At 36.0% G+C, this 25,593-nt stretch carries 25 protein-coding genes; 16 read left to right on the forward strand and 9 right to left on the reverse strand.

The window, feature by feature from the left end; all coding sequences use genetic code 11:
* Positions 1-37 precede the first annotated feature (37 nt).
* Positions 38-1,429, reverse strand: coding sequence for an MFS transporter (locus tag AC3WV0_RS13125; RefSeq protein ID WP_488846557.1), 1,392 nt, complete (start codon positions 1,427-1,429; stop codon positions 38-40).
* 143 nt (positions 1,430-1,572) lie between these two features.
* Here AC3WV0_RS13125 and AC3WV0_RS13130 point away from each other — a divergent pair, with 143 nt between their 5' ends.
* Positions 1,573-2,043, forward strand: a complete 471-nt coding sequence (locus tag AC3WV0_RS13130; RefSeq protein WP_488846558.1) for an Lrp/AsnC family transcriptional regulator — start codon at positions 1,573-1,575, stop codon at positions 2,041-2,043.
* Positions 2,044-2,189: 146 nt separating this feature from the next.
* A complete protein-coding gene (locus AC3WV0_RS13135) occupies positions 2,190-2,825 on the forward strand; it encodes a response regulator (protein WP_488846559.1) in 636 nt (211 codons plus the stop codon).
* Here the strand turns inward: AC3WV0_RS13135 and AC3WV0_RS13140 are convergent.
* Positions 2,822-5,764 (reverse strand): sensor histidine kinase, encoded by a 2,943-nt coding sequence (locus tag AC3WV0_RS13140; protein ID WP_488846560.1) that lies wholly within the window; start codon positions 5,762-5,764, stop codon positions 2,822-2,824. The genes AC3WV0_RS13135 and AC3WV0_RS13140 overlap by 4 nt on opposite strands.
* Positions 5,765-6,195: 431 nt before the next feature.
* Between AC3WV0_RS13140 and AC3WV0_RS13145 the strand changes: the two genes are divergently transcribed.
* From AC3WV0_RS13145 to AC3WV0_RS13155, 3 genes are all read left to right on the forward strand, one after another.
* Positions 6,196-6,390 (forward strand): hypothetical protein, encoded by a 195-nt coding sequence (locus tag AC3WV0_RS13145; protein WP_488846562.1) that lies wholly within the window; start codon positions 6,196-6,198, stop codon positions 6,388-6,390.
* Positions 6,391-6,733: 343 nt separating this feature from the next.
* Positions 6,734-6,961 carry a hypothetical protein gene (locus AC3WV0_RS13150; RefSeq protein ID WP_488846563.1) on the forward strand — a complete coding sequence of 76 codons (228 nt, stop codon included), beginning with the start codon at positions 6,734-6,736 and terminating at the stop codon, positions 6,959-6,961.
* A complete protein-coding gene (locus AC3WV0_RS13155) occupies positions 6,942-7,265 on the forward strand; it encodes a helix-turn-helix domain-containing protein (protein WP_488846566.1) in 324 nt (107 codons plus the stop codon). The genes AC3WV0_RS13150 and AC3WV0_RS13155 overlap by 20 nt, the downstream gene beginning before the upstream one ends.
* A 256-nt stretch (positions 7,266-7,521) precedes the next feature.
* Here the strand turns inward: AC3WV0_RS13155 and AC3WV0_RS13160 are convergent, their stop codons facing one another.
* From AC3WV0_RS13160 to AC3WV0_RS13180, 5 genes are all read right to left on the reverse strand, one after another.
* Entirely contained in the window at positions 7,522-8,691 is a 1,170-nt protein-coding gene (locus tag AC3WV0_RS13160) for a cation:proton antiporter domain-containing protein (protein WP_488846567.1), read from the reverse strand.
* Positions 8,692-8,781: 90 nt separating this feature from the next.
* On the reverse strand, positions 8,782-9,237 hold the full coding sequence (locus AC3WV0_RS13165) for an Hsp20/alpha crystallin family protein (protein WP_488846568.1): 456 nt from the start codon (positions 9,235-9,237) through the stop codon (positions 8,782-8,784).
* Between the two features lie 151 nt (positions 9,238-9,388).
* Complete coding sequence (mnmE, locus tag AC3WV0_RS13170; RefSeq protein WP_488846569.1) at positions 9,389-10,774, reverse strand: tRNA uridine-5-carboxymethylaminomethyl(34) synthesis GTPase MnmE; 1,386 nt, start codon at positions 10,772-10,774, stop codon at positions 9,389-9,391.
* Positions 10,775-11,350: 576 nt separating this feature from the next.
* Positions 11,351-13,120 carry an aminopeptidase P family protein gene (locus tag AC3WV0_RS13175; RefSeq protein WP_488846570.1) on the reverse strand — a complete coding sequence of 590 codons (1,770 nt, stop codon included), beginning with the start codon at positions 13,118-13,120 and terminating at the stop codon, positions 11,351-11,353.
* A 158-nt stretch (positions 13,121-13,278) separates the two neighbouring features.
* Complete coding sequence (locus AC3WV0_RS13180; RefSeq protein ID WP_488846571.1) at positions 13,279-13,635, reverse strand: winged helix-turn-helix transcriptional regulator; 357 nt, start codon at positions 13,633-13,635, stop codon at positions 13,279-13,281.
* Between the two features lie 162 nt (positions 13,636-13,797).
* Between AC3WV0_RS13180 and AC3WV0_RS13185 the strand changes: the two genes are divergently transcribed.
* The 8 genes from AC3WV0_RS13185 (at position 13,798) to AC3WV0_RS13220 (ending at position 20,523) form a co-directional block, all read left to right on the forward strand.
* Positions 13,798-14,532, forward strand: coding sequence for an SDR family NAD(P)-dependent oxidoreductase (locus AC3WV0_RS13185; RefSeq protein WP_488846572.1), 735 nt, complete (start codon positions 13,798-13,800; stop codon positions 14,530-14,532).
* A gap of 158 nt (positions 14,533-14,690) precedes the next feature.
* On the forward strand, positions 14,691-15,128 hold the full coding sequence (locus tag AC3WV0_RS13190) for a DUF6526 family protein (protein ID WP_488846573.1): 438 nt from the start codon (positions 14,691-14,693) through the stop codon (positions 15,126-15,128).
* A gap of 28 nt (positions 15,129-15,156) precedes the next feature.
* Entirely contained in the window at positions 15,157-15,324 is a 168-nt protein-coding gene (locus tag AC3WV0_RS13195) for a hypothetical protein (protein WP_029296925.1), read from the forward strand.
* Positions 15,325-15,333: 9 nt separating this feature from the next.
* A complete protein-coding gene (locus AC3WV0_RS13200) occupies positions 15,334-16,437 on the forward strand; it encodes a DNA topoisomerase IB (protein ID WP_488846574.1) in 1,104 nt (367 codons plus the stop codon).
* 369 nt (positions 16,438-16,806) lie between these two features.
* Complete coding sequence (pruA, locus tag AC3WV0_RS13205; RefSeq protein ID WP_488846575.1) at positions 16,807-18,432, forward strand: L-glutamate gamma-semialdehyde dehydrogenase; 1,626 nt, start codon at positions 16,807-16,809, stop codon at positions 18,430-18,432.
* 205 nt (positions 18,433-18,637) lie between these two features.
* A complete protein-coding gene (locus tag AC3WV0_RS13210; protein ID WP_488846576.1) occupies positions 18,638-18,838 on the forward strand; it encodes a cytochrome C551 in 201 nt (66 codons plus the stop codon).
* Between the two features lie 137 nt (positions 18,839-18,975).
* The gene (locus tag AC3WV0_RS13215) at positions 18,976-19,179 is read left to right on the forward strand and encodes a hypothetical protein (RefSeq protein WP_488846577.1); all 204 of its coding nucleotides are present in this window, start codon (positions 18,976-18,978) and stop codon (positions 19,177-19,179) included.
* Positions 19,180-19,362: 183 nt separating this feature from the next.
* Positions 19,363-20,523 carry a thioredoxin family protein gene (locus tag AC3WV0_RS13220; protein ID WP_488846578.1) on the forward strand — a complete coding sequence of 387 codons (1,161 nt, stop codon included), beginning with the start codon at positions 19,363-19,365 and terminating at the stop codon, positions 20,521-20,523.
* Positions 20,524-20,602: 79 nt separating this feature from the next.
* Here the strand turns inward: AC3WV0_RS13220 and AC3WV0_RS13225 are convergent, their stop codons facing one another.
* Positions 20,603-21,625, reverse strand: coding sequence for a 3-oxoacyl-ACP synthase III family protein (locus tag AC3WV0_RS13225; RefSeq protein ID WP_488846579.1), 1,023 nt, complete (start codon positions 21,623-21,625; stop codon positions 20,603-20,605).
* Between the two features lie 73 nt (positions 21,626-21,698).
* Here AC3WV0_RS13225 and AC3WV0_RS13230 point away from each other — a divergent pair, with 73 nt between their 5' ends.
* The 3 genes from AC3WV0_RS13230 (at position 21,699) to AC3WV0_RS13240 (ending at position 24,704) form a co-directional block, all read left to right on the forward strand.
* Positions 21,699-22,598, forward strand: coding sequence for a magnesium transporter CorA family protein (locus tag AC3WV0_RS13230; protein ID WP_488846580.1), 900 nt, complete (start codon positions 21,699-21,701; stop codon positions 22,596-22,598).
* Positions 22,599-22,724: 126 nt separating this feature from the next.
* Positions 22,725-24,311, forward strand: coding sequence for a patatin-like phospholipase family protein (locus AC3WV0_RS13235; protein WP_488846581.1), 1,587 nt, complete (start codon positions 22,725-22,727; stop codon positions 24,309-24,311).
* Between the two features lie 18 nt (positions 24,312-24,329).
* Positions 24,330-24,704 (forward strand): glyoxalase, encoded by a 375-nt coding sequence (locus AC3WV0_RS13240; RefSeq protein ID WP_488846582.1) that lies wholly within the window; start codon positions 24,330-24,332, stop codon positions 24,702-24,704.
* Positions 24,705-24,979: 275 nt separating this feature from the next.
* Here AC3WV0_RS13240 and AC3WV0_RS13245 read toward each other — a convergent pair whose 3' ends face one another.
* Complete coding sequence (locus tag AC3WV0_RS13245) at positions 24,980-25,531, reverse strand: DNA-3-methyladenine glycosylase I (RefSeq protein WP_488846583.1); 552 nt, start codon at positions 25,529-25,531, stop codon at positions 24,980-24,982.
* Between the last annotated feature and the right edge of the window lie 62 nt (positions 25,532-25,593).

Here is a 25,593-nt window from a genome sequence, read left to right on the forward strand (position 1 = left end):
TATTGGCTCCATTAATTTGTTTTTAAACTAATCTTTTTTAGTATGATTCAGCGGTCATTTTAGCTTTACTCACCTTTACATTTTTTATGATAAAATAAAACAATGTGCTCAGTGCAAACAGTGAATATCCCAGCAGAATAATCAGACTTAAATTTCCAACTGCCCATTCTGAAGGAAAAAACTGACTCATCAACGTCATAAAAGATAATCCAATGCCGGCCCCTAAAAAATAGCTCGTGGAACCTACGCTGGCGGCAACTCCATAATCTGAAGAGCTGATCTCCTCAATTCCAAGCACCGAAAGTGCCGTAAAACAGAACGTCATTCCTATTCCTGAAATACAGGCAGCACCCATTAAAACGAATACTAAAGGATGACCGATATATAACGCAATCAAAAGCAACAGAGATCCGCTCAACATAAAAAGCCATCCGAAAACTGCCATCTGAGCAGAATTCAATCTCTTTGAAATATGAGGCAGAATAAGTTTTGCAACTAATGCCGACATTATGCTGAAGGGTACCAGTAATAATCCCGCTTCTGCCGCGCTGTAATCCATATCTTTCTGCAGCATCAGGGATATTAGAAATAAAAATCCTATAAAAAATGCTCCTAATGCTAAAAAGCTCAAACCGGAAACTTTTAACGATCTGTATTTCATTAATGATAAGTCAATCAAAGGCTGAGAAACCGATTTTAACCGATAAAACAGAATCATTAATAATAAAATAGCGATGAACAGAGAAGATACGATCATTAACGGATTTTCCTTAATGTGAATTAATTCATGTGTTCCGTAAGTAAGGCTCAGCAATCCCAATACCAGCAAAACACCTGATAAAAAGTCTGTTTTGTATGATTTTTCTGAAATCTCATCTTTAGGCAGATAATAATAAGCGAAAATCAATGCCACTGCAAGAACCGGAACATTAATGAGGAAAACCCAGTGCCAGCTCAGATAAGTACTGATAATTCCTCCCAACGACAGACCGCTCCCGGAACCGATGGCTGCAAATGAACTGAAAATCCCAACGGCACGGTTTCTCTCCTGATCTCCTGTAAAAGTATTGGTAACAATCGACATCGCAGAAGGCATAATGAAAGCTGCGCCCAAGCCCTGTAATGCCCGGAATATTGCAAGAGATTCAAAACCGGAGGATAATCCCGCTCCTAAGGAAGTCAGCATAAAAATAAATGAACCTAAAAGAAAAATTTTCGTGCGCCCAATCTGATCAGAAAGCTTTCCTCCGATAATCAAAAATCCTCCAAAAAAGAGCACATACAAAGTCTGAAGCCACTGTACGGTTTCGGTACCGATGCCAAATTGCTTCTGGATAGATGGAATGGTGAGATTTACAATGGCAATATCCAGAGCTTCTACAAAAGTTCCAACGGACGCCAGGATCAGTATGATATTTTTTCTATCCATATAGGTCATTTATTCCGCAAAATTAACATTCACAGAACGCATATAAAAATTATATATTAAATTTGGAACATTATTAATAATTTCACTTTAAAATAAGAACAAATATTCTTTTGTTAAATATTAAATCAAATAAAACAGAACATATGACTACCGAAAATTATGCTCCGGATGAAAAAGATCTTGCCATCTTGAGAATTTTACAAAAAGATGCCAAATTGAGTGTACGTGATATTGCAAACAGAATCAACCTGAGCTCCACTCCTACGCACGAGCGTATCAAAAGAATGGAAAGGCAGGGAATCATTAAGGAATATACGACTGTCGTGGATCGTAAAAAGGTGAATAAAGGAATGATGGTAATTTGCATGATTGCATTAAATGTCCACAATAAAAAAACAGCCGGAAAATTCATCGAAGAAGTTACAAAACTGAAGGAAGTAACTGAATTTTACAATATCAGTGGTGATTTTGATTTTATGCTAAAAATTCTTGCTCCGAATATGGATGAATTTCATGAATTTTTTGTGAATAAATTATCTGAAATTGAAGGAATCGGGCAGACAAAAAGCATCTTTGTAATGAACAGCATTAAGGAAAGTGTTCAGATTCTTTAACTTTCAAACAGCAATTCTAATTTTTGAGTTTATCCATTATGTGAAAAAATCATGTATCAGAAGGAAAATACGGAAATTCAACACACTTATTTTCTAAAAAATATTAATATATTTGAATTATATAAAACATGATGAAAACTATATAAATGGAAACCAATAAAAAAAACGTATTAGTCATAGATGATCACAGCATTGTAAGACAAGGAGTTTATTTACTTGTTAAAAAGCATTTTCCAAATGTAAATATATTTGAAGCCTCAACATTAAATGAAGGAAAAGCAATCATAAAAAAAGAAAAAATAAATTTTATCATACTCGATATTAATTTTCCTGAGGGTAATAGCTTAAACTTTGTTGAAAACCTTTCTATAGAATATAATGACAGTATAAAAGTGCTGATATTTTCTGCTCTGGAAGAAAGCATTTATGCCTTTAAATTTATAAAAGCCGGCGCCAATGGTTTTTTAAGTAAGCTTTGTGAGCAGGATGAAATCATAAGAGCTTTCAATAGGTTTTTCGAAGCAGGCAAATATTTAAGTGATGACCTTAAAGAAAGGCTGCTGGATAGTATGATCCGAAAAAGTAGCGTTACTCCTATCGAAATGTTGTCAATACGGGAACTTGAAATTGCCAGACTTCTGGTTTCAGGCTTATCAAACAACGAAATCGCATCCAAGCTTTATATTCATAAATCCACTGTGAGCACTTATAAAACCCGAATTTTTGAAAAACTCGGTATTAATAATATTCCTGCTCTTTTAAATTTTTTCAGTTTGAATTAAAGAGTAAAAGTCAAAATAAATTTTGTACCGGCTCCTTTTTTGCTCTCAATTTCGTAGGGCACGTCTATCATAGGAAGCAGTTCACTGATAATTCTCATTCCCAATTTTGAATCTGAAAAAGATTCGTTTTCTTTTAATTTAGAAAGCTCTTCTTCAGACATCCCGACTCCCGTATCTTCGATCACCAAATGGAATTGACGCTCATCTGTTATTCCATATATATAGATGAACCCATGATTGGTATATTTTACAGCATTATCTAAAATATTGTGGATCACAATGCTTAAGACGTCAGGATTACTGAATATTATATCATTTAAACCGATATTATTTTGTATCTGAATGCATTTAAATTCTGCTCCGTTCCTGAACAATATAATCCTCTGACTGATAAAATCTCTGAGCATAATATTTTCCCTGGTCTTATAATTGTCATAAATGAAAATCTTGTTATATCTGATCATAGAATCTATGAACTCAAGAATTTGAGCGGAAGATTGATTAATCGAGTCTATCACTTTCTTTTCATAGGCTTCGTCATCAATAGTATCCAACAGAATTCCTGTGCTAATATTAATAAAATTAAGCGGGCTTTTGATATCATGACTTATCGCAGCCACAAGCTTTTTTTGCCTGGAAAGTTGTGCATAGAGCTCTTCCCGTGTTTTAGACAATGAATTTATGGTATCTTTAAGCTCAGCGGTACGTTCATCAATTTTAGTATTAAGAATAACAGACTCTTTTGCTATTTGTTTTAACCTAATCCTATAAAATGAATAAAAAATCAACAGTACCAAAATAACGATCAATAATTTAAAAACAGCTGTTTCCCAAAACGCCGGCTGCACATAGATCTGTAAGGTTTTATAATTGTAATCGGATGAAAAGTTTTTCAGCTTCCTGACCTGAATGAGGTGCTCTCCGAAGGTAAGAGCGTTAATGCTTATGATTCTATCATCAGGTAATGCCTGCCAGCTGTTATCATCGATTTTATAGTCAACATAATTATTATGCTGGTTTCCAAAATTTACATAATCTACAAAAATCTTTATATAACCAAAGTTTCTTTTTAAATTTAAAATACCGGAGGTCAACTTCTCTTTTTCGTTAATGGCAACTCTGTCAATATAACAATTTTCAGAAGGTAAAACCGGAAATGCCTTTTTTGTATTAATATAGATCATACCATTCATGGACGGGAATACAACAAAACCGTTATTAAAAACGCCATTAATATTTGCGCCCCCGTTAAACTCAGAAGTAAGAATACCATCTTTCGTATTGTATTTCTGAATATAGAAATCTGTATTGCTATGTAAATAGCTATTTATAAAACTTCGTTTTTCTACCTGGAAAAGACCTTTATTTGATGACAGCCAATAATGCCCCTTGCCATCATCAATCACACTGTGCACCGATGATAAAATAGATTTTTTCTGCTGTGGTTTATAAAGTCTCCCATCTTTGTAGAGGTAAAGTCCTTTCCCATAACTTTGTATCCAGAAAAGGCGATCTCCGTTAGTATTGATGCTTCTGAAACTTATATTCGCAATAAGTGTTCTGTATATTTTTTTCTTCTCATTAAAAATATAAAGCCCTTCATTTGCAGCGAGTAGTAGTTCTTCACTATTAATTCTGGCAATTCCTTTTACTCCAAATTTAGTAATATAATATACCTCTTTTACAATTTTATGGTTTTTAATAGTAAAACAACCTATCCAGTTTTTCTCTTTAAACATCATTGAAAGCCATATTTCATTAACGTTAATTTTATTGATAGACCAAACTGAAGATTCTTTTCCAAATGATTTTACTATTTGAGCTTTATTATCAGACCACAATACGATATCATGCTCTCTTTTGAGAAGAAAATCATTATGCCCCAAAGAAACAATACCATATTGATCTTTATTTGGAAAAGGAAGCGTCTCAATATAACCATCCGGACCAAAAACATCTCCGTCACTCGTTACCACCTTTCCGTCGCCATAGTTATCAAGAGCATGGAAAACATTCTTTTGCGGCGTATTAAAAGCATCAATAAATTGCTCCCTTACAAGTAAAAACCCTTTAGAGAAAGTACCCAAAATAAGCGTTCTGATAGAATCATCATAATACATGCAAGTAATACCAAGATTCTGCATTGCCTTACTGCTGTAGATTAACTTAGATGCTAACCCATTATTACCATATTCAACAAAATAAATTTCATTATTATTTTTCAGCAACAGCTGTTTATTGGCATTATTAATAAAATAGTCAAAATCTTTGGCTTCCTGGATTCCCGTAGCGTATTCTTTTATTTCTCCTGTTTTTTCTATTTTCTGTATGACCGAACTATCCTTCAAATAAAAAAGCTGGTTTCCCAAAAGAAAAAAACGAAAAAAAGAGTACCTGCTTACATCTCTGATATAATGACTCTTACCGTTCTTATGATAAAACAGCCTGTAATTGTCTATATAATAAAACTCATATTTCGAAATGTAGTAATAAAATCTTTTTTTCTTTATATCCTCGGATTTCTCTCGTGTCAGTTTCCAGAGATTTTCGCTACCGTGTGGTATCAGCTCTTTAAAGGTATCAGACTCTGTTTTATCTATTACCGAATACCTTCTGTTAGTAATCAAAGAAGGTAATTTTCCTGAATTGTAAAAGGTGAATAGCCAGTCGTCATCTGCCGATCCGTCTATCATTAACGTTCTGTTTTCAACAGAAAAAATACCTACATCGTGTACCAGAAAATGGCTTCCGTCAAAACGCACTATCCCATCTTCTGTCGAGAGCCATAAAAATCCGTATTTATCCTTTACAATTGATTTTATTGTATTCTGAGGAAGTTTACTATAATCAGCATTATACCATTTTTCATAGTAGCTGCTCTGTTGTGCAGAGAGCCGGATGAGTAGGAGGATAAAAAAAAGTGCCCAAAGATATTTCATACTGTACTACAAAAAAATAAAATACAACAACCATTAATTGTAATACTAATACTACATAGAGTAGAACAAATACTTATTAAATATTAAAATAGTATTACATATTTTATCTTTTCATAAAAATAACTTTGTGCTTGTAGATATTACAGATAAATAAACAGAATAATTACTGTAAATCCTATATCAAAAGTACATTTTTTATGGCATTATGCAGGTAATAAAACACCTTAAAATTATAATGCTTCATAAAAAAATAAAATTAAAATTGAAGACACCTAAAAAAAACAGATGATAAGAAAAAATTAAACTTCGTGTTCCGGATCTGCGATGACCTGTTAAGAAAGTGGAATCCTTAAAGGTCATCTGTGATACGGATAACAATTGCCTTGAACTGAAACATCAGAAATAGTTAACCACAAATAGGATAAGGATGTATGAAAACTCTCTATAATTTAAGAACAAATGTTTTGATTTTCACAGCCTCTTTAACGCAAGTTTCTGAAAAATCGCATCAAAGTAATACGAAGTCTAAAAAAAATAAATATACGGGCAAAAAATTAAAAAATGACCAGAATTCAAATATAGATATTGAAGAAAACCTAAAGTTGCAAGATTCTAAAAACACATAATGATTATTAAGGTTCAGAGTTTGCAGAGAATCACCTCTGCAATTCTGAAACCAAAAAGGAAAACACAAACTCATCATACAATGGCACATTGATGAAAAAAAATAACTTAAAGATAACCCATATAGAGTGAAGAATGTTTCTTTAAGAAAGTTTTGAGATGCATTTCTAACGGTTTTATAAGTTTTAACATATGAGAAATGCATAATGCGGAACGGTAAAGATCAATTCCAGAACACTTCGTTCCGCAACTCAAAACTAAATTTTGAAAGCAGATAATTTTTGAAAATAAGACTAATCATAGAACACAAACAGAGGCCGGAGCAATAAAAAATGATCAGCCATCGTGACGAATAAAAAATTAAAACTTCAATATCAATTTCTTTTTGGCAAAACCAAAAAGGAAGTTTCCTTAGAACTTGGTCTTGAATACAACTATTATCCGTCTGATATCTGGTTTTATGAGCTAGCCATAACATTTTATTTTAGAAAGACAACTCTGGTCATTTTTTTTAAAGAAGGAGTTGTTGCAGATATCAGTATAAAAAAACATTATGGAAAGATCATTACCTGATTACAAAAAAATCTACGAGGACATCATCAGCAAAAAATGTCCGGAAAAATATGAGCAATGTGCATCATTATTAAATAAGAGGGAAATTTCAACAATGGATGTTTTATATCTGAATGAGATTGTTTTTGGAAAAACAAAAGAATCAGAGATCATCAACAGAAAACACAAAAGTTATGACTACGATTCTATTATTAAAATTCTTGATTATCAGAAAAAAAACAAACTCACTAATGTTGAGGTATCAAAGCAATTCAATTTATGCAGAAAAACAATAAGTAAATGGAAAAAAGAATTCTCTTGCTGAAAATTACATCTTACTTATAATTTGTTGAAATAGAATAGATTTAATATAGCCTTACAGAACAGGTTCTTTACCGTCAAATAGTTTATCAGTACAGTCAGAGTTTCAGCGATGTACACAAACAGTATAGAACGTAAAATATCCATTCACTTTTTTATATTTTACCGGGAATAATTTTGGTTGATAGTTAATATACCCGCTGTTCTAAAAAGGCTTCTCAATGTATCCGTAACCATAAGCGGCTTAAAAAGAATTGTTTTTAAAAATGTTTTTTTGTTGATGTCTTATTTATCAAGCTATTAAGAACAGCTATCCAAATTGTAGAAAGTAAAAGTGAAAGACAAGTAATGCCGAGCCCAGATTTATAAAGGCTATATTCTATAATACCTGATTTATAAGCCACAGACAGGGCTAAAATCCCAAATTCTCCTGTTTGTGAAAGTAAGGCGCCTCCGTACCAGCTTTCCTTCCAGTCAAATTTCAATAGGCGAAAGGTTACTGCAGACATAATACTATTGCTGATAAGAACAAAAAAAGTTCCCAGAAAAATAATACTGATATTTGCAAAAAGATAGGGAATATCAAGCCTTAGCCCAATAGAAACAAAGAATAATGTAACAAAAAATACTTTAAAGGGGATTAACGAATGTTCCAGCCAGCCGAAAGTTTTTACTCTCCCTACAATAACGCCGGCCATGAAACTCCCAAGCGCACTGCTCATTCCAGCCATTTCAGATACTAAACCGGAAATTAGGCATATGAATAACCCTGAAAAAACCTGAAGATCATGATCTGTTTCAACAGATGCGAAGAGTTTAGGCAACTTGATTTCCTGAATATTTCTAATTCTTTTCAAGATTAGAAAAATAATAACGCACAAAATGACTGGAAAAAGAATTCTGATGAAATGAAAATCATTTGTTTCCCATGCTTTCAATAAAGTAAGCACAGGAGCAAGGAGCAAATCCTGAAATATTAACATATTAAGTACGGTTAATCCGAAAGTGGTCTTCAGTTTGTGATGTTTGCTTAAGAACTCACTCACAACAGCAGTACTATTGAAAACAAATAAAACAGCAATAAGTGTGATACTTTTCAAAGAAAATTCTGCAAAATACCCTATCAAAAATGCACAGCCAACACTTAGGATGATTTTAATAATCTGTGCTACAACAGGTTTTACAAGCATGCTATTATGATCTGGAACATTAATTTCCATACCTAAGAAAAACATCAGAAGCAGAATTCCGATCTCGCCTATTGTCTCTGCTTGTTCAGGATCTGTAAAGACACCGGAAATATGTGGTCCAAGGACAATTCCAACTACAATATACGCTATTAGATAAGGCTGATTAAATCTCTTCAGTATAAACATCATTCCTAAAGTCGTAAGACATAAAATGCATACCGACCAAAGTAATTCATTCATAACTTTAGTATGTTTAAGAATAAGGTAAAACTGGCATGAAAAAATTGGCTTTCCTGTAAGGAAAACCAATATATAAACTAAAATAATTGATTACTGAATCTCAATGATCCGGGGTGCCTGCTTTTTGGCTTTTTCCGATTTTGGGATGGTCAGTTTCAAAACGCCGTTTTCATATTTTGCTTCAATATGCTCTTCATCTACTACATTTTCAGCAAGCTCAATACTTCTGCGAAACGACTGGTAACTAAATTCTCTTCGGACATAGCTTTCTTCTTTCTCCTCTTTATGATTTTTTCGGGAAGACGAAATTGTAAGCATGTTGCCTTCAAGGGTGATTTCGAAATCCTGTTTCTCCATTCCCGGAGCAGCTACTTCCACTTCAAAACTTTCGGCATTCTCTTTAATATTTACCGAAGGAAGCGTAGTAAGTGTTGATGAAAAATTGTTATTGCCCCAATTAAAAAGTTCGCGGCTAAAAAAGTCATCGAACAGCGTACGTGGATTTGCAGGGAGCAAACTGCCATTGTTTCTTTTAACGATTGACATAACTAACGAGTTTTTAAAGGTTAAACAATATATTCAATGATCGTAACATGTTAATCACAAGCACTATGCCATATTATAAATATGAAATTTTGTCATTTATAATGGAAAAAATGACACATTATTCTGTGGTTATTCTGGGCTAACTATAACTTTACTTTCCGATACAAAATTTCGAAAATATATTACCCAATACTTCATCATTTGTCACCTCGCCGGATATTTCTCCAAGATGCTCCAGAGCATTTCTCAATTCATAAGCCAGAAGTTCGGTAGAAATCTGAAATGATATGGCCTCATTTACTTTATGAACAGCATTCAGGGATTTTTGTAACGCTTCAAAATGACGCTGATTGGTAATAACAACATTGTTTTCCGCTGCCTTTAGTTGCTCAACATAAGAAGACAATTCATTCTTTAAATCCTGAATATTTTGGTTTTCAACCGCTGAAATTTTTATAAAATCAAATTCATGGGAAATTTCGTTTCTGAAAATATCTTCCACTTTTTCATATTGAGTAGGAATGACCTCATCAATTTTTGTAGCGCAGATGATCAGCTTCAGGTCGTCTCTTAACAAAGACTTGATCATTTCAATATCCTCGGAAAAATCCTCAGTTCCGGCATCGGTCAAATACACAAGAATATTGGCATTTTTCACTTTTTCTTTGGCTTTTTTAACACCAATGGCCTCAATTTCGTCAACAGTTTCCCGTAGTCCCGCCGTATCAATCAACCGGAAAGCATGTCCCTTAATATGCAAAACTTCTTCAATGGTATCTCTCGTTGTTCCTGCAATATTGCTTACAATCGCTCTCTCTTCCTTTAACAAAGCATTCAATAACGTCGATTTACCCGCATTAGGTTTTCCGATAATTGCCACAGCTGTTCCGTTTTTAATAGCATTTCCGTATTGGAAGCTTTCGATGAGTGAATTCAGCTTTATCTCGATTTTTTTGAGTAATTGGGTAAGCGCAGTTCTGTCTGCAAATTCAACATCTTCTTCCGCAAAATCAAGTTCAAGTTCGATTAAAGATACAAAATTCAGAAGATCAGTTCTCAACAGGGAAATTTCATTGGTGATTCCACCTTTCAGTTGACTGATCGCAACTTTTCGGGACGCCTCATTTTCTGAAGCAATCACATCAGCAATCGCTTCAGCTTGGGAAAGATCAATTCTCCCATTGATGAAGGCACGAAGGGTAAATTCTCCCGCTTTTGCCATTCTCGCCCCGTTTTTGATCAGCGTTTCCAGAATACGTTTTCCAATGTGCGGAGATCCGTGAAAAGCAATTTCCACCGAATTTTCAGTCGTAAAACTTTTAGGAGCCAGAAAAATAGACAACATTACCTCATCAATCGATTCTTCTCCATCCATAAAATACCCGTAATGGATTGTATGAGACTTCTGTTTTGTCAGATTTTTAGCAGGAAAACTTTTCTGAACAACAGGTAAAGCATCATTTCCGGAAACTCGGATGATCCCCAAAGCTCCCACTCCATTGGCCGTAGCCAGCGCACAAATGGTATCATTATTCATGATGCAAATTTACGTTTTTTCACCACAAACAAAAATACCCTTTATCTATTGCAGTCATTAGCAAAACTCAAATAAACAACAATCCAAATCCATCAACTCTAAAATTCTCAAACCCTAAAACTAAACATTACATTAAATTTTTTAGGAGCTTTTTCCGGCTTTCCGCACTCGCTATTTCTTTTCACAGTCGCGACGGCTTCGCCGCCGCGACTGTGAAAAGAAATGAGCTCAGACAATGCTGCAATCCGGGCTATGATGGAACAGTGTTACTTGAATCAGAACAAAATTTAACGAGCCAGCCTTTAAATGATGATCACAAACAAAAAATCACCTCAGAAACTGAAGTGATTACCGCTTTGAATTTACTAAGTTATATGAAGATATGAAATGATGTTTTGTTGTGACAAAGATAAAATCATTCATTCGGTGTCTCTTCAGGATAATCCCTAAAATAATTACCGTGAAATTACGGTTGCATAAGAAATAACTCGGCCCGGCAGTTCCTGCCGGGCCGAGTTATATGATCACCATTGAAGATGATTTTTTTTAACTATATGATAAAAATTTCAAATAAGATTAAAGCGGACTTACCAATTGCGTAAACCATTCTTTTACGTCACCTTCCAGATGAGGTCCTATTTTTTCTTCGCAGGTTTTATGATAGTTATTCAGCCATGCGATCTCTTCTTCAGAAAGGATTTCCTTAACAATCGTATCTTTAAAGAACGGACAGAATGTCAATGTTTCAAAATCGTAGAAAGTTCCCGAATCAGTTGTTTCAGACTCACGTACTGCAATAAGATTTTCATGACGAATTCCATACTGGCCTTCAACATAATATCCCGGTTCGTTGGAACATACCATTCCTGGCAGAAGTTCCTGAGGATTCATATCCTTTCTGATATTCTGGGGACCTTCGTGGACATTCATAAAACTACCAACTCCATGACCGGTTCCGTGGTTAAAATCTTTGCCTTCCATCCATAGCGGAAGCCTGGCAATCGCATCCAGCTGCACGCCTCTTGTTCCTTTTGGAAATTTAACCATAGAAAGTCGGATCATTCCCTGCAAAACCAACGTAGAGTTTCTTTTAAACTCATCAGAAACAGTTCCTAATGCAAAAGTTCTTGTTATATCGGTAGTTCCTTCAAGATACTGACCTCCCGAATCCACCAGAATGCTCGCATCATTAGTTACCTCCTTACTGCCTTCGCTTTTTGCTGAATAGTGCATGATGGCTCCATTATCTTTATATCCGACAATACTTCCAAAGCTTTCTCCTACAAAATTTTCTCCTTCAGCACGGAAACCTCTTAGCTTTTCTCCAATAGAATATTCGGTCATAGGCTCCTTTCCGGCGTTATGAGTCAGCCAATACAGGAATTTCACCATAGCAACACCATCTCTTACCATTACTTTTCTGAATCCTTCCAGTTCTGTCTCATTTTTCTGGGCTTTCATTAAATTACCAGGAACCGGAGCTTTAATCATGTGGTTTTCAGATTTCAAAGCTTCAAAAATAGACTGATTGCTGTTTGGGGAAACCAAAACTTTTTCATTTTTAAATTCCTTAATGCAATTGTAGAATTCCTCGTAAGGCATCATTTTTACCCAAGCTTCATCCAATTGTTTTCTGGCTTCAACTTCAAGTTTTTCAAGATCTGTAAAAAGCTTTGCATCATTTTTCGTAATCACGATATATCCTAAAAATACAGGATTACTCTGCACATCACTTCCCCTGAGGTTGAGCGTCCAGGCAACATCGTCAAGACTTGAAATAACATGAACCGTCGCTTCCATAGATTCCATTTTCTGGCGGATGGCCGCTATTTTTTCTGCAACAGATTTACCCGCTCTCTCTATTGGATGAACAAAAATCGGATTTTTAGAAGGCGTTCCCCTGTCTTTCCATACATTATCCAAAAGTGGAAAATCTATTAACGATATATTTTTAGCATTTAATCTTTCTGTCAGAAGCTCCCAGTTGGCGTGAGAAGTTGCCAAAGCATTTACAGCTACTCTTCCTTCTGCCGGAATTTCAGAGATAATCCAGTCGATATAATTTGGTGTTCCTTCCATTCCCTCTTTAAAGAGATCAATTCCCGATCCTTCCAATTCAATCGCAGCTTGTGTAAAATACCTTCCGTCTGTCCAGAGTCCTGCTTTATCTTTAGTTACCACAACAAAACCTGCGGAACCCAAAAATCCCGAAAGCCAGGCTCTTTCCTGCCATTCTTCAGGTAAATATTCGCTCATATGCGGATCGGCAGAATATACGATAAATGCATCAACATTATTGTTCTGCATTTCTTCGCGAAGTGCAGCTATTTTTTCCTTTGAAGTCATTTTTTGAATAATTTTTAAAGATGTGAAGTTACGAATTTAAAGGTTATGAGACAGAGTTTAATTTATATTCTGGCAATTTTATGATAGCACATTATGCGATATAATATTAGACTTTCAAATAATATCTCCTTTATAATTAGCTGGAATGTTTACCTTTTTCACTTCCCAACAATTACTTTTCGATGTTCAGTTCCCCAATCAGCCAGGGTATCGATGATCTTTTTTAAAGTTAAACCGTATTCCGTCAGTTGGTATTGTACTGTTACAGGCTGTGTGTCAAGAACTATTCGTGTTATCAGTTGGTTCATTTCGAGTTCTTTCAACTCTTTACTGAGCATTTTATTAGAAATGCCTTTCACGTCATTCAAAATATCAGAAAAGCGTCGTTTGTTGTGATAGCAGACTGAAGAAATTATCGAAATTTTCCATTTCCCATTCAGAACGTCCATAGCATCATGAACAGCCATAATTTGTTTTCTTTTTCCGTCGTTGTCCGAGCATTTTATTTTCTCCATAAGTTACCTTGTTACTCAAAAGTTACCGTTACTTTTAGTTACAAAGTTACTAAAATAAATTTATTCATTTTAAATTTGCATTGTTAAAGAAATCGATTTCAAAAACAAAATAAATTCAAGTTTTAGACAAAATTAATTTTCAATCATTTAAAATTTAAAAAAATGAATTTCACAAATAAAAATGTAGTGATTACAGGCGGAAGTGCGGGAATTGGACTAGCAACTGCAAAAACGTTTATTGAAAAAGGAGCAAATGTTTTAATAACAGGACGAAATGCGAATAGTTTGCACACAGCATCGGTGGAAATTAATAGCCCAAATTTGAAAACTTTAGCCTCTGATATTTCTAAACTGGCAGACATTGCAACATTGGAAAAAGAAATTGCAGAAAGCGGAAACAAAGTTGACGTGCTGGTTTTGAACGCAGGAATTGCAAAACAATTTTCAATAGAAGAAACAACAGAAGAAGTGTTTGATGATTTGTTCAATATCAACGTGAAAGGATTGTTCTTTACATTGCAAAAACTCATTCCGCATTTAGCAGAAGGCGCCTCTGTTATTCTTATTTCGTCCGGAGTTTCAGTGAGCGGATATGCACAAATGGGAGCTTACGCCGCGACAAAAAGTGCTGTTGATGCCATCGCACGTACAGCAGCAACGGAATTGGCAGACAGAAAAATTCGGGTAAATACGATAGCCCCAGGACTAACCGACACACCAATGAATCGACAAACACCGGAAGATATTAAAAATGCTATTGCCGCTGCGGTACCTTTGAAACGAATCGGAGCAGCGGAAGAAATAGCAAATGCCATTGTTTTCCTGGCTTCTAGCGAGGCTTCTTATATTTCAGGTTCGTACCTGTCGGTTGATGGTGGTGTAACTATCCGCAGATAATATTTAAATTTATTTCGCTCTTGCATTTAAGCGTTGTCAAGGTTATTAAATGATCTTAACAACGCTTTTTTATTAGTTAATTCCACATTTCTTTAGCTCAAAATTAAGTTAAAAACAGATTTTAAACATTTTGGAAAGATAATTGCAATATACGAGAAATGGAAAGTCAGAATTATAAAAATCACAGGAAGTTTTATGGTCCTCATCATTTCGTTTTTCTTCCATTACTAATCATTTTAGAAGGAATCGGAATTTATAAGGTTTTTAAGGATGAACAAAACCAACTTTCCTGGATTTTGTTTTCGGTAGTTATCTTTCTGATTTTTTATCTGTCAATAATGGTCCGTCAACATTATGCGCTTGGCCTTCAGAATCGTATCGTACGACTTGAGTTTCGTCAGCGGTATTTTGAAATCTTCGGGTTGAGGTCTGATGATGTTGAACATAAACTTACATTCAGTCAGATTGCTGCATTAAGATTTTCTTACGATGATGAATTCAAAATCTTTCTCGAAAAAGCACTGAAAGAAAACATGACAGGAGACCAGATCAAAAGATCCATTACAAAATGGAGAGCAGACCATCACAGAGTTTGAAAATAATAAACACTAAAATAATATTATCATGAAAAAATGGAGCTTTTACAGTATTGCAATATTAACATTACTGACACTTACAAGCTGCGAAGCAGTAGAAACGATCTTCAAGGCAGGAATGTGGTGGGGAATCATATTAGTAGTTGGCGTAATAGCTATTATCTTATGGCTATTTTCAAGGGGTAGGAACTCTTAACCAAATCTTATGGAAAATTCAGACTTAGAAATCATTTCCCATCTGAAACCTTCAAAGATTGTCAAAATTATGAAAGATCCGGTAGCATCTGCAAAGGCGGTACATCTCATTTATACCTCCGATGCAGAGACAGCCGGTATTACCCGTAAAAAGAGAGGAAAAAAATTTTCTTATTATAAAGATGGCGAAAAGATCACAGATAAAGAGGAAATCACCAGAATCAACAAGCTCGTCATACCACCTGCCTGGGAAAACGTATGGATCTGTGCGCTTGATAACGGCCATCTTCAGGCAACCGGTTTTGATGTAAAAAAGAGAAAACAATACCAATATCATCCGCTCTGGAGTGCATTGCGAAATCATACAAAGTTTTACAGAATGCTGCAGTTCGGATATGCTTTACCGGATATACGATTACAGGTTGAAAAAGATTTAGCATTAAGAAATTTCGACAAACGAAAAATTCTGGCCTTAATCGTAAGTCTTATGCAGCGCACCAACATCAGGATCGGAAATAATGCCTACGAAAAATTATACGGCTCTTTTGGCTTAACCACTTTAAAAGATAAACACGTAAAAGTTCAGGGACAGAAAATTTCCTTTCATTTTAAAGGTAAAAAAGGGGTTATGCATGATATAGACCTGAAGAGCAAACGGCTGTCAAAACTGATACAAAAATGTAAAGATATTCCCGGAAAAGAACTTTTCCAGTACATTGACGATGAAGGAAACCGCCATACCATAGATTCAGGAATGGTGAATGATTATATAAAAGAGATCAGTGGTGAAGATTTTACGGCAAAAGATTTCAGGACATGGTCGGGAACGGTGAGTGCTTTGATTGCCTTTAAGGAAATCGGCTATGCAGAAACCCATACGGAATATAAGAAAAAGGTAAAAGAAGCGCTGGAAATAGTCGCTTCACACCTCGGGAATACAAGTACCGTTTGCCGGAAATATTATGTTCATCCCTTAGTTATTAATCTTTATGAAAACAATACCATCAAAAAATATCTTGATGAACTTGAAAAAATAGAAGAAAATGATGGTAAAGCCGGGCTTACACACGAAGAAAAATTAGTTTTGAAAATACTGGAAACCGAAAAGATGTGATTGGTTAGTAGTGAATAGTGAAATGTTAATCTGCTGCGCTGGTCAATTTAATAACATCTAAAAATTCACTATTCACTGGCAAAGCAAAATTGACAATTGGCAGAGAATGATTAATTGTGAATTGTCAATACACCGCTGCTGGTCAATTTACTATTCTCGTAAAATTCACCATTCACTGGCAAAGCAAAATTGACCATTAACACAATAACCAATGGTGAATTGTCAATCCGCTGCGCTTGTCAATTTTAATAGTTTTCTTTAAAAATTGATCATTAACCGCAAAGCAAAATTGACCATTCACATATTATAATCGACCCAAATAATTGTTGTAAATTTGTATCATTAGCAAATAAAAAATATACAACTAATATGTCTAAAGCAATTTCGCAAGTACCATTTGCGGTAAATGAACCGGTAAATTCTTATGCGCCGGAAACTCCGGAAGTAAAAAGCCTTATCGCTCAATATAAAAAAATGTGGGCTGAAAAGATAGAAATCCCAATGATTATCAATGGTAAAGAAGTAAAAACTGACGACAAGGTTCAGCTTCAGTCACCTCAGGATCATGCGCATGACTTCGGATTTTATCACAGAGGGACCATGCAACACGTTGATGACGCAATCAACGCTGCATTAGCCGCAAAAAAACAATGGAATGAACTTGGTTGGGAGCAACGTGCAGCAATTTTCTTAAAAGCTGCTGATCTTTTAGCGGGACCTTACAGAGATGTGATCAACGCGGCAACAATGATCGGACAATCTAAGAACGTTCATCAGGCTGAAATTGATTCTGCCTGTGAGTTTATTGATTTCTTAAGATTCAATGTAGAATTTATGACAGAAATGTATTCTGAGCAGCCAGTTTCCGATTCAGGAATCTGGAACCGTGTAGAATACAGACCGCTGGAAGGATTTTGTTTTGCTGTGACGCCATTCAACTTTACAGCCATTTCAGGAAATTTACCAACGTGTATGGCCATGCTTGGAAACGTAGTCGTTTGGAAACCGTCTGACAAGCAAATCTATTCTGCAAAAGTTATCATGGATGTTTTAATAGAAGCTGGACTTCCTGCCGGAGTAATCAACATGATTTTCACAGACGGAAAAGAAACTGCTGAAAAAGTATTGGCACACAGAGATTTTGCCGGACTTCACTTTACAGGTTCCACTAAAGTTTTCCAGGGAATGTGGAAAATGATCGGTGACAACATCCATAACTACAGAACTTACCCAAGAATCGTAGGGGAAACCGGAGGAAAAGATTTCGTTATTGCCCATCCTTCAGCCAATGTTGAAGCTGTGGCAACGGCTTTGGTAAGAGGAGCTTTCGAATATCAGGGACAGAAATGTTCTGCAGCATCCAGAGCTTATATTCCTCAGTCGCTTTGGGCTGACGTGAAAAAAGTAATGGAAAACCAGATCAATTCAATCAAAATCGGTTCTCCAGAAGATCCTTCCAACTTTATAAATGCAGTAATTGATAAAAATTCATTTGAAAAATGTAAAGGTTATATCGACAGAGCCAATTCTTCAAACGAAGCAAACGTAGTAATCGGAGGAAAAACTGATGATTCTAAAGGATGGTTTGTACACCCGACAGTAATCGAAACGACAAATCCTCAGTATGAAAGCATGGTTGAGGAAATCTTCGGACCAATCTTATCAGTGTTTGTGTATGAAGATGCAAAATGGGCTGAAACATTGGAGCTGGTAGATTCATCTTCTCCTTATTCACTGACAGGTTCAGTCTTTGCACAGGACCGTTATGCAATCAATGAAGCTTTCAAAGCGTTGGAAAATGCTTCAGGAAACTTCTATATCAATGACAAACCTACAGGCGCAGTTGTTGGGCAGCAGCCTTTCGGTGGAGGTAGAGCTTCCGGAACCAATGATAAAGCGGGATCTAAAATGAACTTATTAAGATGGACTTCAGTAAGATCAATTAAAGAAACTTTTGTGTCACCTAAAGACTACAAATATCCATATCTTGGTTAATAAATAATAAATCACGGGCAATGAGTAATCGTTGTTTGTTAACAGATATAGCCTCGAAACATTGGTTTTGAGGCTTTTTTATTTAGATAACTTAACCATATTTAAATTATTTTAATAGAAATTTAATAGTTGCTATCCAAATTCGGAATAATTATTGATGGGTGTAATTTCTCACACTAACAAATAAAATATTATGAAAAAGTTAATGTTAATCGCAGCACTAGGAATCATAGCAGTAAGTTGCGGAACGAAGGAATCGTCAATGTCAAATAGCAGTACAGATTCAACAGCAGTAGACAATACATCAACCAATGCAGCGCCTGCTACCACTGATACAGCGACGACTATGACAGCTACTCCTGATAGCATCAAGATGAATGCTGATTCAGCGACTACTGTTAAATAATAATAGTTTAACTTACATGAAATGTCCTCAGATCAATTCTCTGGGGATTTTTTTGTAACATCTGCTTAAAATTTAATCATCATTATCTTCTTAATAACTATATTTGATTATACGTAAAACATTAAAAAAATATTTCTATGACAAAATTATTCACAGCAGCAGTATTAGCCTTAGTATTTTTAGGAAGCTGCGCACAAAAAAAAGAAGACAGGGAAGAATTCAAAGACGAAAGAAATAAGGATTATATGAGAAATAAAATGGGCGATACCGCAGCCTCTCATTCCGAATCTGCCACTGCAGACAGCTTAAAAATGAAATCAGATTCAGTAGCTACAAAATAACACAGACCGCAGAATTTTCTGTGGTTTTTTATGTAAATCGGTATCGAAAATTATTAAAATATTAGTTATTAAAACTTTAACCTGAAAACAAAAAATTAATCCAAACAATGCTGTAACAATTTTTGTTTCATAAAGACTGATTTGTTAACATAATTATTACATTTGCAATCAATAATAAATATCATGAAAAAATTATCAATATTCTCCGCTCTTTTTATCGGAGCCTTTGCATTGGCACAGGGAATCAAATTTGAAGAAACCAACTTCAATACTATTCTTGCAAAAGCGAAAAAAGAAAATAAACTCGTATTTATCGACGCGTATACTACTTGGTGCGGACCCTGTAAGCTGATGGCAAAAAATGTATTTCCACAAAAAGCCGTAGGAGATTACTACAATGCCAATTTCATCAATGCTAAAATCGACATGGAAAAAGGAGAAGGTATTGATATCGCAAAAAAATATAATGTAAAAGCTTTTCCTACTTATCTTTTTGTCGACGGAAACGGCGAGCTGGTACACAGAACGTTGGGATATGTTGAAGAAAAAGATTTTATTCAATTTGCTAAAGATGCCGGGGATCCGAACAAAAGATTAGGTGCTTTAAAGAAAAAATTCGAAGACGGGGAAAAAGATCCTGCGTTCCTGAAAAACCTTGCAAGCCTTACGATGTACAGCGACTCAGACTTTGCTGCAAAAGTGATGGAGCGTTATTTCAGCGGAAAAGCAGAATTTGACAGAGAAGATATTCAGATGCTTCTTTCTGCAACGCAGAGTACAGACAGTCCGCTCTATAAAACGTTCTTAGCTAAAAAAGCTGAAATTACAAAAGTTCTTCCTGCCGAGAGATATGATGCTTTTGACAAAAACATTAAGCTTAATACGATCGTTAAAAAATCTTACAACGCCGATACGAAAAAATGGAATGACAGCTATTTCATGACCGAGACACAAAAGTTTTTAGCAAAAGATGAAGCAGAAAAAATCTTAACAAGAGCCAAAGCAAACAGAGCCTTAAAAGATAAAGACATCGCCACTTACGAAAAGCTGACCATGGAGCTATATAAAGATTCTTCAGCTTTAGGTTCAGAAGAGCTCAATTCTATTGCATGGAATTTCTTTGAAAATGTAACCAGTAAACCTGCACTGGAAAAAGCACTGAGCTGGGCACAGGAATCGGTAAAGAAAGATGAGAACTCTGCCAATACGGATACACTGGCTAATCTTTACAATAAAATCGGCGATAAGAAAAACGCAAAACTCTGGGCTGAAAAGTCAATCGAGCTTGCCAAAAAAACTGGCGAAGATTACGCTGATACTGAAAAATTACTAAAGAGTTTATAATAAAACTAAAATAAGAAAGAGAAATCCGCAACTAATCAAAGTCTGCGGATTTTTTATGTATGTTGTTTATTTAATATCATTAATATTCAAACAGCACACTTCCCCACGTAAAACCACTTCCGAACGCAGAAAGCAGAACCAGATCACCTCTCTTGATTTTTCCTTCTTCAATCGCTTCACTCAACGCAATAGGAATAGAGGCAGCCGTAGTATTTCCGTATTTCTGAATATTATTATGGATCTTCTCATCCGGAAGTCCGAATTTTTGCTGAACAAACTGGGCAATTCTCAGATTCGCCTGATGCGGAATGAACATATCAAGATCTTCAATAGTCTTTCCTGCTTTATCTAAAGCCTCCTGCATCGTCTCCGGAAATCTTGTCACCGCATGTTTGAAAACGAAATTTCCGTTCATGATCGGATATACTTCTTTGTTGGTCACATGTTCAGGCTCTTTTCTCATCCTGTCGCTCCATCCGAATTTAGACCCCGGGAACTGCGTGCACAATTCATCCGCAAATTTCCCTTCAGAATGCATGTTTACGGCCAGGATATCCCCCGCATTTTCATCTTCAGTTGCCGAAAGAACAATCGCCCCGGCACCATCACCGAAAATTACGGATACTCCCCTTCCTTCATCCGTAAAATCAAGACCGAAAGAGTGAATTTCAGCACCGACAACCAGGATATTTTTATAGTTTCCTGCTTTGATGAAAGCGTTGGCAACACTCATTGCATATACAAATCCTGAACACTGGTTTCTCACATCCAAAGCCCCGATGGTATCACATCCAAGCATTTCCTGCAACAGCACACCACAACCCGGAAAATAATAATCCGGAGAAAGCGTTGCAAAAATTATATAATCGATATCTTTTGAAGTAAGCCCTGCATTGGCAATGGCCTTTTCCGAAGCTTTGAAACCAAGATAAGCAGTGGTTTCCTGAGAGTCATTCCTGTTTTTCCTGTGTCTTCTTTCTTTTATCCCCGTTCTTTCGGTAATCCATTCGTCATTGGTGGTCATTAATTTTGCTAAATCATCATTCGTAACAATGTTATCCGGAACATGGAATCCGATGCCTTTTATTGTACTTTTAATCATATAGTTTTTTAATTTTGACAAAGATAGAACTTATTTAATACATAGTTTTTCAAATTATTACTATTTTTACTATATGCCAATTGAGACAATTTACAGAGACTCCCAGTGCGAATGGGTAGATGTGGAAGCTCCGTCCGCGGAAGACCTTAAATTCTTACATGAAAGATACGAAATCAACAACCTTCTTCTCGAAGACACCCTGGATCCGAACCACCTTCCAAAGTACGAACAGGACGGCGATGTAAAGTTTTTTTTATTGCGCGAAAGCACCGAACTGGAACGTAAAAATCTCAATACCATCAGTGACATCAGTACCAAAATCGGTATTTTCCTGCTGGGCAGAACGATTATTACCGTTCACCGCATGAAAACAAAAAGCCTTTCTGAAACAAGAAAACAGCTTTCCCTGCTTACCACCGAAACGACAGCCGATCATATCGCACTGAGAATCGCCCTGCTGATCATGAAAAGCTTTGATGATGAGTCCATAAGTCTGTTTGAAACCATGGATAATATCGAAAACGAAATCTTCCTTAAAAATACCAATCATACCAACCAGATCAAAAGATTGTATAAGCTCAAACGGAAATCTGGGTTGAACTCAAGGGTACTTACCATTTCTACTGATGCCATCGACAAGTTTAAACTTTTAGATTTGCAGGATTCTGAAACTTTTGATTTAAAAGACAAGCATAAAGATGTAGTGGCAGATTTTGAACATCTGAACATCCAGATTACCAACCTCATCTCCATGTTCCTGGCATTGTCGGATCAGAAGGCCAACCAGGTCATGAAAGTGCTTGCTATCTATTCTGTTTATTTTTTACCGATCACTTTCATTGCCGGCGTTTACGGAATGAACTTCGACAATATGCCTGAACTGCATCATAAATACGGATATTATTTCACCCTCGGGCTAATGGCTCTGGTGGTCATCTGTACTTTTATTTATGCCAGACGAAAACAGTGGTAATTTTCAAATAATCTCTTTACCTAATTATGAAAACAGTTGCAAAGACTGAAAAAACTTCCGCTGGAAGGTTTTAGTAAAAAGGAATTAAATATCTTCGTTAAACCAAAATAACATAACCAAATCACCATGAAACCGGAAACCTTAAAGAAAATTCTGGAAGAAGATACTCTTTCCAAAGAATCCAAAGAAAAGCTTTCTGCTTTGCACGACCGTATTTCGGCAAAAGAATTTTCTGATCTTCTGGATGCCGGAGGAAATCAATATGTCGAGTTTGTACAGGAAGGTGGCGGGGTATGGGGAAGCGCGCTGGTAGGCTACCTGTACGGACTGGAAATCTTTGGGATCCGTTTTCTGAAAGTAGCCGGAACCAGTGCCGGTGCCATCAATACCATGCTGATCGCTGCCTGCAAAACCAAAGAGGAACCCAAAAGCGAAATCATCAAAGAAATACTTTTCAACTGGAATTTCGCCGATTTTATGGACGGAAAACCTTACGTAAAAACAACCATCCATGCGATGCTGAACAATAAGAATTTTCTTAAGATCAATTCATATATTGCGATCGGCATTCTCGCTTTTTTTGGAATTTTAGCGTTTGTATATCCTACACAAGAAACCTGGCATACAAAAATTCTTTTTTCAATCCCTTTACTGTTGGTGATCATTGGGGTTATGTGCCTGACAAAAATTTACACAGACCTTAAAAAGAGAAATTCAGGATTAAACCCCGGAAATACTTTTTCAGCAGCCATGAAAAATGCCTTAGACAGTTTTGGGATAAAGACGGTGGCCCATCTCAATGAAAAGTTTGTGAAAACCGGTAAAGATCTCAACCTCAACTACCGCTATGGGAACGAGATGCAGTATTATCAAATGGCACTGGAAAGCATAGAAGAAATCAGAGTTGATTATACAGAACATATTGATGAGATCAGATATAAAATTTTCTACGACAGTACTGTCAATAATGAGTATTACAAGAAAGATCCGTTCTATCTCCTGAAATCAGAATACATTGTGGTGACCACAGATATCAATGCTAAAATAAAAGTTGAACTGCCTACGATGGCTAATCTTTACTGGTCAGAAGAAGAACTGAAACACGCCAGTCCTGCAGAATTTGTGCGTGCATCCATGTCGGTTCCGTTCTTTTTTGAGCCTATGCAAAAGGTCATTAACAAAGATGATGATTCCGTAAAATATGCCTGGAAATTCTGGATGAATATTCCAGCTGAAGAGATCTATCCTTCCGGAGTTTTCATTGATGGAGGGAGCATTTCAAACTTTCCTATTGATCTTTTCCATGCCACTGATATTTTTTATCCGAGGATGCCCTTGTTCGGCGTACAGCTTACCAGTGATTCCGACCTGCTTTCCGGCAAAGGGAAAACGAGTGAAGAGATCCTTGCTTCTCCCCTCACCTACGCCGGAAATATTATCAATACCTTAAAAGGATTTAACGATAAAACATTCCTTACCAAACATACTTTTTACCACCTGTTCAGTATCCAGACCGTGAATTGTGGAAGCAGCAGCTGGCTGAATTTCTTCATGAAAAGAGAAGAAAAAGAAGAGCTCTTCAACCGCGGATTTCAGGCTGCCCTCGACTTCCTCAGTAATTTCGACTGGGAAAAATATAAATACGAACGGATGATGCTTTCCATGAAAGAGAAAAAAATCCTTAAGGAAGAGGATACAAAGACGGTGGGGTAAAACTTAAGACAATAAATCATGCCAGACAAAAAGGACCTTCGGGAGAACCTCTCCCTTCCAGTATACGATAATAGCAGTGATGTCGAAATTTTTCAAAACCAGGTATTGCGCCCAATTTTAAAATTACAGAACGAGATCTATCTAATGCTGTTCAGGGATTATGCATTACGCAAAATTTCAGATTTTAATGCTTTACAAACAGAAAAGAAACTAATTTTTATTGATCAAAGCCTGCAAAAAGACAATGCATTAAGAAATACATTCATAGGGATGACCGTCGGAATGCTGACTTCCGATGAGATGGTTATATATCTTTCCGACACGAAAGCTTATAACAAAAGAATTATTGCCATGCTTTCAGAAAGATTAAAAAGTCAAGTAGAATTAACATAACGTCAGCTCGAGTGTTTTTCGCAGCGAAGCGGAGAAAAATGTATCGAGAGCCCGTGAGTACTGCGATTCATAAATTTCTCGATATGCTTTTCTTCAAAAAGCTACTCGAAATGACGTTAATGTAAATATTTAACCATTAAGATTTTGTGAAGGAGTTAAGGTTAATTAAGATAATATCTGAAGATATTTTTAAAGCAAAACTTTATTGATAGGCATACTTATTACTTAACTCAGCTTAACTTCTTAAATCAGGCTTAATGGTTTAATTTTAATGGTTAAGATTCCAGCCACTTTGGGTTTTGCTGGATCACTTTTTCGTAAATCGGACAGTTTTCAGAATGAGATCCTTTGAGGTAGCCGATGCTCATCAGGAATTCGTTGACGATTTCTCCGCCGGTAAATTTGAAGGTCTTCTTAAACAGCTTCATCCATTCCGGTAATGTTTTAGGATGATGATGCTCCAGCCATTTTTCGAATGATCCGAATTCTTCCTGAAGCGAAATGATGGTTTTTGCATTTTCGATGGCAGCGTTCACCTTTAATTTATTCCTGATAATTCCAGGATCGCCAAGCAGTCTTTCGCGGTCAGCTTCTGTATAAGCGGCCACTTTTTTAATATTAAAATTATCATACGCTTTTCTGAAACCTTCTTCTTTTTTCAGGATCGTTTCCCAGCTCAGTCCGGCCTGATTGATCTCCATGATCAGTCTTCCGAACAGTTCATTATCATCATGGATTGGAAATCCGTAATGATGATCGTGGTATTTTTGATGAAGTGCCTTGCGGTCTTCGGGGGTCATTCTCTCTATTGCTGAACAGTAACTCATTTATAAAATATTTTCGGTTTTGGTTAAAAATTTTTCCAGGGCCTGCATGATATCAACGCCAG

It is taken from the genome of Chryseobacterium sp. 27AL (genome assembly GCF_057815395.1).